Origin of the sequence: Shinella sedimenti, assembly GCF_022601905.1 — a bacterium.
In the GTDB taxonomy this organism is placed as follows: domain Bacteria; phylum Pseudomonadota; class Alphaproteobacteria; order Rhizobiales; family Rhizobiaceae; genus Shinella; species Shinella sedimenti.
On the sequence record NZ_JAKVIN010000004.1, the window covers coordinates 323491 to 336893 of the forward strand.

Here is a 13403-nt window from a genome sequence, read left to right on the forward strand (position 1 = left end):
ACCTCAGACGCGGATAAGCATCGCCCATGGGCAAGCACTGGGACAGTGTTTCGACACATCCGGACCATGGCGTTTCAGGCAGGCTGAAGGCCCTTGTGGACAGCGGAACGCTGAAGCCGGATGTGGCGCAGCAGGCGATGGCGCTGCGTTTCGACAGACTGCTCAGCGAACTCCACGTCCAGCGCCCGGCGCGCAAGTCGAGCGCGCTCGGCTGGCTCTTCGCCTCCCGCAAGCCCGAAAGCGTCGCGGCCCCCAAGGGGCTCTACATCCATGGCGGCGTCGGCCGCGGCAAGACCATGCTGATGGACATGTTCTTCGAGCTTGCGCCGCTGAAGCGCAAGCGGCGGGCGCATTTCCACGAATTCATGGCGGATGTGCATGACCGCATCCACAAGCATCGGCAGAAGCTGAAGGCGGGTGAGACCAAGCAGGCTGACCCCGTGCCGCCGGTCGCCGCCAGCCTCATCGAGGAAGCGCGCCTGCTCTGCTTCGATGAATTCTCCGTGACCGACATTGCGGATGCGATGATCCTGTCGCGGCTCTTCGGTGAGCTTTTCCAGCGTGGTTGCATTCTTGTCGCGACGTCGAATGTCGAGCCGGACAACCTCTATCGCGAGGGCCTGAACCGCGATCTCTTCCTGCCCTTCGTCGATCTTCTTAAGCAGTATGTCGAGATCGTGCCGCTCGATTCCGTGACGGACTATCGCATGGAAAAGGACAGCGGCCTGCCCGTCTTCCGCCATCCGCTGGGCAGCGAGGCGGATGCGGCGATGGATGCTGCCTGGCGTCGCGAGACGGCTGGCACGACCGTTGCTCCGGCGACCCTGTCGTTTCGTGGGCGAACCATCACCGTGCCGCAGGCGGGCGGGCGCGTTGCCCGCTTCTCCTTTGCCGATCTGTGCGTCAGGCCGCTGGGTGCCGCCGATTATCTCGAGATCCTTGCGCACTACGATACGCTGTTCGTTGACAACATACCTCTGCTCGGCGCGGAAAAGCGCAACGAGACCAAGCGCTTCATCAATCTCGTGGACACGATCTACGATCATCGCGCGCGTCTTTTCGCGTCCGCTGCCGCCGCGCCAGAGAAGCTTCTGGTGACCCGCAAAGGCACCGAGGGCTTCGAATTCGATCGCACGGTTTCGCGCCTCATCGAGATCCGCAGCACCGAGTATCTGGCAGACCACAACGCCAGATACAGTACGGACGTGACGAAAGCATGACGGAAATTCTTACGTTTACGTAAGAAAATTTGCATCTAACCGATTGAAATACTTCGATCCAAAAGTATGCATTGAATTTTTAACCTAGGAAGCGTAAGCCCTTGCGCCGAAGGGTCCTGCGGTTGCGACATTCCGGGGCCTGTTGATCGGAGCAAAGGAAGCTTTCATGGCCCGCAAGAAGATCGCACTTATTGGTTCTGGCATGATCGGTGGCACGCTGGCGCATCTCGCCGGCCTGAAGGAGCTGGGCGACATCGTCCTCTTCGACATTGCCGACGGTATCCCGCAGGGCAAGGGCCTCGATATCGCCCAGTCCTCGCCGGTCGAAGGCTTCAACGCCTCGCTGACGGGTGCCAGCGACTACGCCGCGATCGAGGGTGCCGATGTGTGCATCGTCACCGCAGGCGTTGCCCGCAAGCCCGGCATGAGCCGCGACGACCTGCTGGGCATCAACCTCAAGGTCATGGAACAGGTCGGCGCCGGCATCAAGAAATACGCCCCCGACGCTTTCGTCATCTGCATCACCAACCCGCTCGATGCGATGGTCTGGGCGCTGCAGAAGTTCTCCGGCCTGCCGAAGAACAAGGTCGTCGGCATGGCCGGCGTGCTGGACTCGGCCCGCTTCCGCCTGTTCCTCTCCGAGGAATTCAAGGTTTCCGTCCAGGACGTCACCGCCTTCGTTCTCGGCGGCCACGGCGACACGATGGTGCCGCTCGCCCGTTACTCCACCGTTGCCGGCATTCCGCTGACCGACCTCGTCAAGATGGGCTGGGTCACCAAGGAGCGCCTGGAAGAAATCATCCAGCGCACCCGTGACGGCGGCGCGGAGATCGTCGGCCTGCTCAAGACGGGCTCGGCCTACTACGCGCCGGCCGCTTCCGCCATCGAAATGGCCGAGTCCTACCTGAAGGACAAGAAGCGCGTTCTGCCCTGCGCGGCTTACCTGTCGGGCCAGTACGGCGTGAAGGACATGTATGTCGGCGTTCCCACCGTCATCGGTGAAGGCGGCGTCGAGCGCATCATCGAGGTCGAGTTCAACAAGGCCGAGCAGGAAGCCTTCGAGAAGTCGGTTGCGGCCGTCGCAGGCCTTTGCGAAGCCTGCATCAACATCGCGCCCGCGCTGAAGTAATTCCGGTTCTTTTGTTCACGCATGTCCGGCAAAGGCATTTTGTTGGACATGCTCCAGACAGGATTTCACCATGAACATTCATGAATATCAGGCCAAGGCTCTTTTGAAGAGCTATGGCGCGCCGGTCGCCGAAGGCGTGGCGATCTTCTCCGCCGACGAGGCCGAGGCGGCTGCAAAGTCGCTGCCCGGCCCGCTCTACGTGGTCAAGAGCCAGATCCATGCCGGCGGTCGCGGCAAGGGCAAGTTCAAGGAACTCGGCCCCGATGCAAAGGGTGGTGTGCGCCTCGCCTTCTCGATCGAGGAGGCCAAGGCCCATGCCAAGGAAATGCTCGGCAACACGCTCGTCACCGCCCAGACCGGCCCGGCCGGCAAGCAGGTGAACCGCCTCTATATCGAGGACGGCGCCGATATCGACCGCGAACTCTATCTGTCGCTGCTCGTCGACCGCTCCGTCGGCGAAGTCGCCTTCGTCGTTTCGACCGAAGGCGGCATGGACATCGAGGCCGTCGCGCATGACACGCCGGAGAAGATCGTCACCGTCGCCATCAACCCCGAGAAGGGTGTCACGGCCGACGATCTGGCGAAGCTGACATCGGCCCTCAAGCTCGAAGGCGAAGCGAAGGCCGACGGCGAGAAGCTGTTCCCAATCCTCTACAAGGCCTTTGTCGAAAAGGACATGAGCCTGCTCGAGATCAACCCGCTGATCGTCATGAAGAACGGCCGCGTGCGCGTTCTCGACGCCAAGGTCTCCTTCGACGGCAACGCGCTGTTCCGCCACGAAGACATCAAGGCGCTGCGCGACGAGACCGAAGAGGACGCCAAGGAAATCGAGGCCTCCAAGTGGGATCTCGCCTATGTGGCGCTCGACGGCAATATCGGCTGCATGGTCAATGGTGCCGGTCTCGCCATGGCGACGATGGACATCATCAAGCTCTACGGCAAGGAGCCGGCGAACTTCTGCGACGTCGGCGGCGGCGCCGGCAAGGAGAAGGTGGCAGCTGCCTTCAAGATCATCACCGCCGACCCGAAGGTCGAGGGCATCCTCGTCAACATCTTCGGCGGCATCATGAAGTGTGACGTCATCGCCGAGGGCGTGGTCGCTGCCGTGCAGGAAGTCGGCCTCAAGGTTCCGCTGGTCGTTCGTCTCGAAGGCACGAATGTCGAGCTTGGCAAGAAGATCCTGAACGAATCCGGCCTGGCGATCACCGCCGCCGACGATCTGGACGACGCCGCCAAGAAGATCGTCGCCGCGATCAACGGCTAACGGAAGGACCAGACCTCATGTCGATTCTCGTCAACAAGAACACCAAGGTCCTCGTTCAGGGCCTGACCGGCAAGACCGGCACCTTCCACACCGAACAGGCGCTCGCCTATTACGGTACGAAGATGGTCGGCGGCATTCACCCGAAGAAGGGTGGCGAAACCTGGACCGGTTCCAAGGGTGAAAGCCTGCCGATCTTCGCCTCTGTCGCCGAAGCCAAGGAAAAGACCGGCGCAGACGCGTCCGTGATCTACGTTCCGCCGGCAGGCGCCGCGGACGCGATCATCGAGGCGATCGAAGCGGAAATCCCGTTCATCACCTGCATCACCGAGGGCATCCCGGTTGCCGACATGGTGCGCGTCAAGGCTCGCCTCGACCGCTCCAAGTCCCGCCTGCTCGGCCCGAACTGCCCCGGCATCCTGACGCCGGAAGAATGCAAGATCGGCATCATGCCGGGCTCGATCTTCCGCAAGGGCTCCGTCGGTATTGTTTCGCGCTCCGGCACGCTTACCTATGAAGCAGTGTTCCAGACCTCCAACGAAGGCCTCGGCCAGACCACGGCTGTCGGTATCGGCGGCGACCCGGTCAAGGGCACCGAGTTCATCGACGTCTTGGAGATGTTCCTGGCCGACGAAGCCACGACCTCCATCATCATGATCGGCGAAATCGGCGGCTCGGCCGAAGAAGATGCGGCACAGTTCCTCATCGACGAAGCCAAGAAGGGCCGCAAAAAGCCGATGGCCGGCTTCATTGCGGGCCGCACGGCGCCGAAGGGCCGCACCATGGGCCATGCCGGCGCTGTCGTTTCCGGCGGCAAGGGCGATGCGGAATCCAAGATCGCCGCCATGGAAGCGGCAGGCATCCGCGTTTCGCCGTCGCCGGCGCGCCTCGGCAAGACGCTGGTGGAAGTCCTGAAGGGCTGACAAACAAAAGCGGGTGGGCCGGCGCAAGACGCCGGCCGACCCATCTCACCCGTCACCGGCCAAAAACCGGGCGGCGGGCGGCAAACCGGGCAGGCCCGGTCAACACGATCGTTCGGGAGGCGGGCGCGGCGCCCGCGAAAGACCATGGCACGGCAAGACGCCAACGAACAATTCCTGGCCACCTCCTTCCTCGACGGAGCAAACGCGGCCTATATCGAGCAGCTCTATGCCCAGTACGAGGCAAACCCCGCCTCCGTCGGCGAGGAATGGCAGGCCTTCTTCAAGGCTCTGGAAGACCAGCCCTCCGATGTCGTGAAGGCCGCCAAGGGTGCGTCCTGGAAGCGCGCCAACTGGCCGATCGCCGCCAATGGCGAACTCGTCTCGGCGCTCGACGGCAACTGGGGCGTGGTCGAGAAGGTTCTGGAAAAGAAGGTGCAGGCAAAGGCTGAAGCCGCCGCCGCCCAGACCGGCACGGCCGTCAATCAGGCCGACGTCAACCAGGCGACGCGCGACAGCGTGCGCGCCATCATGATGATCCGCGCCTACCGCGCCCGCGGCCATCTGCACGCCAAGCTCGACCCGCTCGCCATCGCGGCACCCGTCGAGGACTATCACGAGCTTTCGCCTTCGAACTACGGGTTCGAGGAGAAGGATCTCGACCGCAAGATCTTCATCGACAACGTCCTCGGCCTGGAATACGCCACCGTGCGCGAAATGGTCGAAATCCTCGAGCGCACCTACTGCTCGACGATCGGCGTCGAATTCATGCATATCTCCAACCCGGAAGAGAAGGGCTGGATTCAGGAGCGCATCGAAGGCCCCGACAAGGGCGTCGACTTCACCGTCGAAGGCAAGAAGGCGATCCTGCAAAAGCTGATCGAAGCGGAAGGTTTCGAGCAGTTCATCGATGTCAAGTACAAGGGCACCAAGCGCTTCGGCCTCGACGGCGGCGAAGCACTCATCCCGGCGCTGGAGCAGATCATCAAGCGCGGCGGCCAGATGGGCCTGAAGGAAATCGTGCTCGGCATGGCGCACCGCGGCCGCTTGAACGTTCTCACCAACGTGATGGCCAAGCCCCACCGCGCGGTCTTCCACGAGTTCAAGGGCGGCTCCTACGCGCCTGACGACGTCGAAGGTTCGGGTGACGTGAAGTATCACCTCGGCGCCTCTTCGGACCGCGAGTTCGACGGCAACAAGGTGCACCTGTCGCTGACGGCCAACCCCTCGCATCTCGAGATCGTCAACCCTGTCGTGATGGGCAAGGCCCGCGCCAAGCAGGACCAGATGGCGACGGTCTTCGAAGGCGATATCATCCCGCTGCGTGAGCGCGCCAAGGTGATGCCACTGCTGCTGCACGGCGATGCCGCCTTTGCGGGCCAGGGCGTCGTGGCCGAAATCCTCGGCCTGTCCGGTCTGCGCGGACACCGCGTTGCCGGCACGGTCCACGTCATCATCAACAACCAGATCGGCTTCACCACGAACCCGGCCTTCTCGCGCTCTTCGCCCTATCCGTCCGATGTGGCCAAGATGATCGAGGCGCCGATCTTCCACGTGAACGGTGACGATCCGGAGGCGGTGACCTATGCCGCCAAGGTCGCGACCGAATTCCGCATGAAGTTTCACAAGCCGGTCGTGCTGGATATCTTCTGCTACCGCCGCTTCGGCCATAACGAAGGCGACGAGCCGGCGTTCACGCAGCCGAAGATGTACAAGGCGATCCGCGCCCACAAGACCGTCGTCAGCCTCTACGGCGCGCGGCTGATCGCCGAGGGCGTCATCTCCGAAGGCGAATTCGAGAAGATGAAGGCCGATTGGCGCGCCAATCTCGAACAGGAGTTCGAGGCCGGCCAGTCCTACAAGCCGAACAAGGCCGACTGGCTCGACGGTGCATGGTCGGGCCTGCGCTCGGCCGACAACCAGGACGAACAGCGCCGCGGCAAGACCTCGGTGCCGATGAAGCAGCTCAAGGAAATCGGCCGCAAGATCGCGACGACCCCGGAAGGCTTCAAGGCCCACAAGACCATCCAGCGGTTCATGGACAACCGCATGCAGATGGTCGAGACGGGCGAGGGCATCGATTGGGCGATGGGCGAAGCGCTCGCCTTCGGCACGCTGTGCGTGGAAGGCACCAAGATCCGCCTTTCCGGTCAGGATTGCGAACGCGGCACGTTCTCGCAGCGTCACTCGGTTCTCTACGATCAGGAAACCGAAGACCGCTACATCCCGCTTTCCAACCTCTCGCCCACGCAGGCGCGATACGAGGTCATCAACTCGATGCTCTCGGAAGAAGCGGTGCTCGGCTTCGAATATGGCTATTCGCTGGCCCGTCCAAACGCCCTGACCCTCTGGGAAGCCCAGTTCGGCGACTTCGCCAACGGCGCGCAGGTGATCTTCGACCAGTTCGTCTCCTCGGGCGAACGCAAGTGGCTTCGCATGTCGGGTCTCGTCTGCCTTCTGCCGCATGGCTATGAGGGCCAGGGACCGGAGCATTCATCCGCCCGTCTGGAGCGCTTCCTGCAACTTTGCGCGGAAGACAACATGCAGGTCGCCAACGTCACGACGCCGGCGAACTACTTCCACATCCTGCGCCGCCAGGTGAAGCGCGACTTCCGCAAACCGCTCATCATGATGACGCCGAAGTCGCTGCTGCGCCACAAGCGGGCCGTGTCCTCGCTGTCGGAAATGGCCGGGGAAACCTCTTTCCACCGCCTGCTGTGGGACGACGCCGAGGTAATCAAGGACGGCCCGATCAAGCTCCAGAAGGATGCCAAGATCCGCCGTGTCGTGATGTGCTCGGGCAAGGTCTATTACGACCTCTTGGAAGAGCGCGAGAAGCGCGGCATCGACGATGTCTACCTGCTGCGTCTGGAACAGCTCTATCCGTTCCCTGCCAAGGCGCTGATCAACGAACTATCGCGCTTCCGCAATGCCGAGATGGTCTGGTGCCAGGAAGAGCCCAAGAACATGGGTGCCTGGGCGTTTATCGATCCGTATCTCGAATGGGTGCTCGCCCATATCGACGCCAAGTATCAGCGCGTGCGCTACACCGGCCGTCCGGCCGCCGCATCGCCGGCGACGGGTCTCATGTCGAAGCACCTGGCACAGCTTGCCGCATTCCTCGAGGACGCGCTGGGCGGTTGATCCGCCCGGCTATCCAGTAACCACGAAAAGAATCACGAACGGAACACAGTCATGGCTACCGAAATCCGCGTCCCCACTCTGGGCGAATCTGTCAGCGAAGCGACCGTCGGCACCTGGTTCAAGAAGGTGGGCGATGTCGTCAAGGCCGACGAGCCGCTCTGTGAGCTCGAAACCGACAAGGTGACGATCGAAGTGCCTGCACCCGCCTCCGGCGTGCTCGGCGAAATCACCGCCAACGCCGGCGAAACCGTCGAGCCAGGCGGCCTGCTCGGCCAGATCTCCGAAGGTGCTTCCGCCGGTGCGGCTGCTCCTGCCGCCGCCGAAAAGGTCGAGAAGGCTCCTGCTGCCGCTCCGGTCGCCGAAGCCAAGCCCGCTGCCGGCGGCGCGTCCGCCATGCCGGCTGCTCCTGCCGCCGCCAAGCTGCTTGCCGAAAACAACCTTTCGGCCGATCAGGTCGACGGTTCGGGCAAGCGCGGTCAGGTGCTGAAGGGCGACGTGCTTGCCGCCGTTGCAAAGGGTATCACGGCATCGTCGGCGGCTTCCGCCGAGCCTGCCAAGGTTGCTGCCCGTCCGGCCTCTTCTGAAGCCGATGCGCCGCGCGAAGAGCGCGTGAAGATGACGCGCCTGCGCCAGACCATCGCCAAGCGCCTCAAGGACGCCCAGAACACCGCAGCCATGCTGACCACCTACAATGAGGTGGACATGTCGGCCGTGATGGACCTGCGCAACCGTTACAAGGATCTCTTCGAGAAGAAGCACGGCGTGAAGCTCGGCTTCATGGGCTTCTTCACCAAGGCCGTGACGCACGCGCTGAAGGAACTGCCGGCCGTCAACGCCGAGATCGACGGCACCGACATCATCTACAAGAACTATTGCCATGTCGGCGTCGCCGTCGGCACGGACAAGGGTCTGGTGGTGCCGGTCGTACGCGATGCCGACCAGATGGGTATTGCCGCCATCGAGAAGGAAATCGGCCGTCTCGGCAAGGCCGCGCGTGACGGCGCGCTGTCCATGGCGGACATGCAGGGTGGCACGTTCACCATCTCCAACGGCGGTGTCTACGGCTCGCTGATGTCCTCGCCGATCCTGAACGCGCCGCAGTCGGGTATCCTCGGCATGCACAAGATCCAGGAGCGCCCGGTCGTCGTCGGCGGCCAGATCGTCATCCGCCCGATGATGTATCTCGCGCTGTCCTATGACCACCGCATCGTCGACGGCAAGGAAGCCGTGACCTTCCTCGTGCGTGTCAAGGACAGCCTGGAAGATCCGGAGCGTCTGGTTCTCGATCTCTAAGGAGGGTTTCATGGAGACGGCAGCGACGGCGGCTTACCCCATCCTCGTGCTCATCGTCCTGAGCGTGGCGCTGCTCGTCTTCCATATCCTCCTGCAGGGCATGTTCGCCACGAAGGAACTCGGCTCCGAGTGGAATGCCGGTCCGCGTGACGGTGCACGCGAACCGCAAGGCATCCTCGCCGGACGCGCCGCGCGCGCGTCCGCGAATTTCCGCGAGACCTATCCCGGTTTTGTCGCGCTCGCTTTGACGCTTGCGATCGCGGGCGACCCATCGGGCTGGGGTCTCATCGGCGCATGGCTGTGGTTCGTCGCCCGGCTTGTCTATATCCCCCTCTATCTGACGGGCATTCCCTATATCCGCTCGCTGGTCTGGCTTGCCTCGCTGGCGGGCCTGGCGGTGATGGCGGTCGTCATCATCGTCTAGGAGGACGAGAACGATGAGCAGCTATCTTCTCGAACTCGCCTCGCTGATGGCCATCTTCTCCTTCGCGATCGTTTCGCCGGGGGCCGATCTTGCCATGGTCATGCGCCAGTCGCTGGTGCACGGGCGCCGGGCGGCGATCATCACCTCCTTCGGCGTCGGCGCGTCGCTGATGTTCCACGTTACCTATACGATCCTCGGGCTCGGGCTGATCATTTCCCAGTCGATCTACCTCTTCAACATCGTGAAGTGGTGCGGCGTGGCCTATCTGATCTATATCGGCATCAAGGCGCTGCGCGCCGGAAAGGCCGATCTTTCGCTCGAGGCGGTTGAGGGGCGCGAGGGACAAAAGAGCGACCAGTCGGCGTTGCGCGCCTTCGGTCTCGGCTTCCTTGCCAATGCGCTCAATCCCAAGGCCGTGTTCTTCTTCCTGTCGATCTTCTCCACCGTCGTCAGTGCGCATACGCCGATTGCCGTGAAGTTCGGCTATGGTCTCGTCATGGCCACCTGCCTGATCGCCTGGTTCGTCGGCGTCTCGCTCTTCATGACGACGCCGCGCATGCGTGCTGCGTTCTCGCGCGCCAGCCAGTGGATCGACCGCACCAGCGGCCTCGTCTTCATCGCGCTGGGCATCAAGCTCGCGACGGAAAAGGCGCACTGAGCAATGCGCGTCGTCCTCATCCTTGCCGGCCTGTCTGCCGCAACCTCCGCCTTCGCGGCGGAGTGCCGGCAGGACCGTGCGATCTACGGGGATCGCGATGGTGGCTATGAACTGACCTTCGAACCCACCGGCTCTAACGCGGCGGCGACAAGCCACCATTTCAAGCTGAAGGTCCTTTCAAGCGGCACCGTGCTGGATGGCATCGTCATGCCGGGCGATCCCGCCCGCTCGAACGGCATGGTCATGTACAATTGCCCGGAGGGCGATGTGACCGGCGAGGAGATCGCTGCCTGCACCGTTTGGGAGGGCGTGATCTACGCGCTTAACGGCGCGGGCGATGCGGCCGACCTGCCTGATGAGAGTGCTACGGCAGCGGCAGGCGTGCTGCTCTCCGGCTTCGGCCCGTCCCTTCGCTATTCGAAGCTGTGGGACGAGGGCAAGGCGTCCGCTGTGCCATGGGATCTTCTCAAGCTCAAGGGATGCGCGGCATGATCGAGGCTCCCGTTCTTCTCGTGACCGGCGGCAGCCGTGGCATCGGTGCCAGCGTCTGCCGGCTGGCGGGTGCTGCCGGCTGGCAGGTTGCCGTGAACTACGTCACCAATCTGCAGGCAGCCGAAGCCGTGGTGGCGGAAATCCGCGCGGTTGACGGTTCGGCCATCCCCGTCCAGGGCGATGTCGGCACCGAGCTAGGCCTCGCCTCGATCTTCTCCACCATCGACGGCACGTTCGGCCGGCTCGACGGTCTCGTCAACAATGCCGGCATCGTGGCGACGGCGCAGCGCGTTGACGAGATGTCATCCGAGCGGCTGGAGCGCATGTTCGCCGTCAACGTCATGGGCTCGATCCGCTGCGCGCAGGAAGCGGTGCGCCGCATGTCGACCCGCCACGGCGGCAAAGGCGGCGCCATCGTCAACCTCTCGTCCGTTGCGGCCCTGCTTGGCGCCGCAGGGCAATATGTCGACTATGCCGCCAGCAAGGGCGCCATCGAAAGCTTCACCATCGGCCTGGCGCGCGAGGTCGCGGCCGAGGGTGTGCGCGTCAATCTCGTTCGCCCCGGCATCATCGATACCGAAATCCACGCCTCCGGCGGCCTGCCGGATCGGGCGCGCGACATGGCGTCGCTCATCCCGATGCAGCGGCCGGGCACGGCCGATGAAGTGGCCCAATCCATTCTCTATCTTCTCTCCGACGCGGCATCCTATGTGACGGGTGCCGCCATCAACGTCAGCGGCGGCCGCTAGGCCCCGTGCAGGAAGGACTTGTCATGGCATATGATCTCATCGTTATCGGTTCCGGCCCCGGCGGCTATGTCTGCGCCATCAAGGCGGCCCAGCTCGGCCTGAAGGTCGCCGTCGTCGAAAAGCGGTCCACCTATGGCGGCACCTGCCTCAATGTAGGCTGCATCCCGTCCAAGGCGCTGCTGCACGCGTCTGAGGCCTACAGCCACGCCGCCCACGGCATGGAAGCCCTCGGCATCGATGGCGTGAAGCCGACCCTCAATCTGCCGAAGATGATGGCGCACAAGGATGCGACGGTGAAATCGAACGTCGACGGTGTCGCCTTCCTCTTCAAGAAGAACAAGATCGACGGCATCCAGGGCACCGGTAAGGTGCTGGGCGCCGGCAAGGTTTCCGTCACCAATGACAAGGGCGAGGAGCAGGTCCTAGAGACAAAGAACATCGTGATCGCCACGGGTTCGGATGTCGCCGGCATTCCCGGTGTCCCGGTCGAGATCGACGAAAAAGTCATCGTCTCCTCGACGGGCGGCATCGCGCTCGACAAGGTGCCGGGCCATATGGTGGTCGTCGGCGGCGGCGTCATCGGGCTGGAGCTCGGTTCGGTCTGGGCACGCCTCGGCGCCAAGGTCACCGTCGTCGAATATCTCGACACGATCCTCGGCGGCATGGACGGCGAAGTTTCCAAGCAGTTCCAGCGCATGCTGGCCAAGCAGGGCATGGACTTCAAGCTCGGTGCCAAGGTGACGGGCGTGGAGAAGACGGGTTCGGGCGCCAAGGTGACCTTCGAGCCGGTCAAGGGCGGTGAGGCCACCACCATCGACGCCGATGTCGTGCTGATCGCCACCGGCCGCAAGCCCTACACGGAGGGCCTCGGCCTGACGGAAGCCGGCGTGGCGCTCGACAGCCGCGGCCGCGTCGAGATCGACAAGCATTTCCAGACCAATGTACCCGGCATCTACGCGCTCGGCGATGTCGTGCGCGGCCCCATGCTCGCCCACAAGGCGGAAGACGAGGGCGTTGCCGTAGCCGAAATCCTCGCCGGCCAGGCGGGCCATGTGAACTATGACGTCATCCCGGGCGTCGTCTACACCCAGCCCGAAGTCGCCTCCGTCGGCAAGACAGAGGAAGAACTGAAGGCCGCAGGCATCGCCTACAAGGCCGGCAAGTTCCCCTTCACGGCCAACGGCCGTGCCCGCGCCATGCTGGCGACGGATGGTTTCGTGAAGGTGCTGGCCGACAAGGAAACCGACCGCGTGCTCGGCGTGCACATCGTCGGTTTCGGCGCAGGCGAGATGATCCACGAGGCGGCTGTCCTCATGGAATTCGGCGGCTCCTCGGAAGATCTCGGCCGCACCTGCCACGCGCATCCGACCATGTCGGAAGCCGTCAAGGAAGCGGCGCTCGCAACCTTCTTCAAGCCCATTCACATGTGACCGGTATTTGACGACTTACAAATATTAAATTTCAGCCATGTGGCGGCCGCGGATTGGTTTTTCATCCGCGGCCGTTATTCTCGGCAATGCTGGTAATGCATTTCCGAAGAGGGTCACATGGCTTCGCATACCGCTCTTTCCTATTCGATCTCGCAACGCATCCTGCATTGGATGATGTTCCTGCTGATCGGGTTCAACCTCATCTTTTCCGATGGCATTGAACACTGGAACCGCCTCGTCCGTCGCGGTGATACGGTCACGCCAGACGATCTGGCGTCCGCCAACATCCATGCCTATGTCGGCATCGCCATTCTCTGTCTCGCGGGGCTTCGTCTCGGATTGCGGGTGATACAGGGTGCGCCGGATGCGCCCGCCGCCGAGCCCTTGTTCTTCAGGCGTGTTTCCACAGCGGCGCATTGGGCCTTTTATGGTCTGTTCTTCCTGATGCCGCTCAGCGGCATCGCCGCCTATTATTTCGGTGTTACGCAGGCGGGTTCCCTTCATGCAGGGCTGTTCAAGGCCCTGCTCTGGGTCCTGATCGTTGCGCATCTCGCCGGTGTCGCGGTGCACCAGTTCTATTGGAAGACGCCCGTCCTGCGCAGAATGACCAGCGGGACGTGACGCGGGATCGCAGTCACCGCATGTCGGGATGCGGCGTGCCACCTGCTGCGACAACCGGCCAC

The 13403-nt window shown here is 63.2% G+C and carries 12 protein-coding genes; all 12 read left to right on the top strand.

All coding sequences use genetic code 11. From position 1 onward, the window contains the following. Positions 1 to 26: 26 nt before the first annotated feature. The 12 genes from zapE (at position 27) to MKI86_RS11810 (ending at position 13341) form a co-directional block, all read left to right on the top strand. Positions 27 to 1220: a cell division protein ZapE gene (gene zapE / locus MKI86_RS11755; RefSeq protein ID WP_241601077.1), complete on the top strand. Its 1194-nt coding sequence runs from the start codon at positions 27 to 29 to the stop codon at positions 1218 to 1220. Positions 1221 to 1386: 166 nt separating this feature from the next. Then, on the top strand, positions 1387 to 2349 hold the full coding sequence (mdh, locus tag MKI86_RS11760; RefSeq protein WP_134649327.1) for a malate dehydrogenase: 963 nt from the start codon (positions 1387 to 1389) through the stop codon (positions 2347 to 2349). Positions 2350 to 2419: 70 nt separating this feature from the next. Beyond that, positions 2420 to 3613, top strand: a complete 1194-nt coding sequence (sucC, locus tag MKI86_RS11765) for an ADP-forming succinate--CoA ligase subunit beta (RefSeq protein WP_241601078.1) — start codon at positions 2420 to 2422, stop codon at positions 3611 to 3613. Positions 3614 to 3630: 17 nt separating this feature from the next. After that, a complete protein-coding gene (sucD, locus tag MKI86_RS11770; protein WP_241601079.1) occupies positions 3631 to 4533 on the top strand; it encodes a succinate--CoA ligase subunit alpha in 903 nt (300 codons plus the stop codon). Positions 4534 to 4677: 144 nt separating this feature from the next. Further along, on the top strand, positions 4678 to 7674 hold the full coding sequence (locus MKI86_RS11775) for a 2-oxoglutarate dehydrogenase E1 component (protein ID WP_241601080.1): 2997 nt from the start codon (positions 4678 to 4680) through the stop codon (positions 7672 to 7674). 51 nt (positions 7675 to 7725) lie between these two features. Next, positions 7726 to 8967: a 2-oxoglutarate dehydrogenase complex dihydrolipoyllysine-residue succinyltransferase gene (gene odhB, locus MKI86_RS11780; RefSeq protein WP_241601081.1), complete on the top strand. Its 1242-nt coding sequence runs from the start codon at positions 7726 to 7728 to the stop codon at positions 8965 to 8967. A gap of 10 nt (positions 8968 to 8977) precedes the next feature. After that, positions 8978 to 9391: an MAPEG family protein gene (locus MKI86_RS11785; RefSeq protein WP_241601082.1), complete on the top strand. Its 414-nt coding sequence runs from the start codon at positions 8978 to 8980 to the stop codon at positions 9389 to 9391. A 13-nt stretch (positions 9392 to 9404) separates the two neighbouring features. Further along, complete coding sequence (locus tag MKI86_RS11790; RefSeq protein ID WP_241601083.1) at positions 9405 to 10049, top strand: LysE family translocator; 645 nt, start codon at positions 9405 to 9407, stop codon at positions 10047 to 10049. 3 nt (positions 10050 to 10052) lie between these two features. Then, complete coding sequence (locus MKI86_RS11795; protein ID WP_241601084.1) at positions 10053 to 10541, top strand: hypothetical protein; 489 nt, start codon at positions 10053 to 10055, stop codon at positions 10539 to 10541. Then, entirely contained in the window at positions 10538 to 11290 is a 753-nt protein-coding gene (locus MKI86_RS11800) for an SDR family oxidoreductase (protein ID WP_241601085.1), read from the top strand. Before MKI86_RS11795 ends, MKI86_RS11800 begins: the two co-directional genes overlap by 4 nt. A 23-nt stretch (positions 11291 to 11313) precedes the next feature. Beyond that, positions 11314 to 12720, top strand: a complete 1407-nt coding sequence (lpdA, locus tag MKI86_RS11805; RefSeq protein WP_241601086.1) for a dihydrolipoyl dehydrogenase — start codon at positions 11314 to 11316, stop codon at positions 12718 to 12720. A 117-nt stretch (positions 12721 to 12837) separates the two neighbouring features. After that, the gene (locus tag MKI86_RS11810) at positions 12838 to 13341 is read left to right on the top strand and encodes a cytochrome b (RefSeq protein WP_241601087.1); all 504 of its coding nucleotides are present in this window, start codon (positions 12838 to 12840) and stop codon (positions 13339 to 13341) included. The last annotated feature ends 62 nt before the right edge of the window (positions 13342 to 13403 follow it).

Coding starts and splice junctions, on each gene's coding strand:
- MKI86_RS11795 (WP_241601084.1), top strand. CDS start 10,053: ATGCGCGTCGTCCTCATCCTTGCCGGCCTGTCTGCCGCAACCTCCGCC.
- odhB (WP_241601081.1), top strand. CDS start 7,726: ATGGCTACCGAAATCCGCGTCCCCACTCTGGGCGAATCTGTCAGCGAA.
- MKI86_RS11785 (WP_241601082.1), top strand. CDS start 8,978: ATGGAGACGGCAGCGACGGCGGCTTACCCCATCCTCGTGCTCATCGTC.
- lpdA (WP_241601086.1), top strand. CDS start 11,314: ATGGCATATGATCTCATCGTTATCGGTTCCGGCCCCGGCGGCTATGTC.
- mdh (WP_134649327.1), top strand. CDS start 1,387: ATGGCCCGCAAGAAGATCGCACTTATTGGTTCTGGCATGATCGGTGGC.
- sucC (WP_241601078.1), top strand. CDS start 2,420: ATGAACATTCATGAATATCAGGCCAAGGCTCTTTTGAAGAGCTATGGC.
- zapE (WP_241601077.1), top strand. CDS start 27: ATGGGCAAGCACTGGGACAGTGTTTCGACACATCCGGACCATGGCGTT.
- MKI86_RS11810 (WP_241601087.1), top strand. CDS start 12,838: ATGGCTTCGCATACCGCTCTTTCCTATTCGATCTCGCAACGCATCCTG.
- MKI86_RS11775 (WP_241601080.1), top strand. CDS start 4,678: ATGGCACGGCAAGACGCCAACGAACAATTCCTGGCCACCTCCTTCCTC.
- MKI86_RS11800 (WP_241601085.1), top strand. CDS start 10,538: ATGATCGAGGCTCCCGTTCTTCTCGTGACCGGCGGCAGCCGTGGCATC.
- MKI86_RS11790 (WP_241601083.1), top strand. CDS start 9,405: ATGAGCAGCTATCTTCTCGAACTCGCCTCGCTGATGGCCATCTTCTCC.
- sucD (WP_241601079.1), top strand. CDS start 3,631: ATGTCGATTCTCGTCAACAAGAACACCAAGGTCCTCGTTCAGGGCCTG.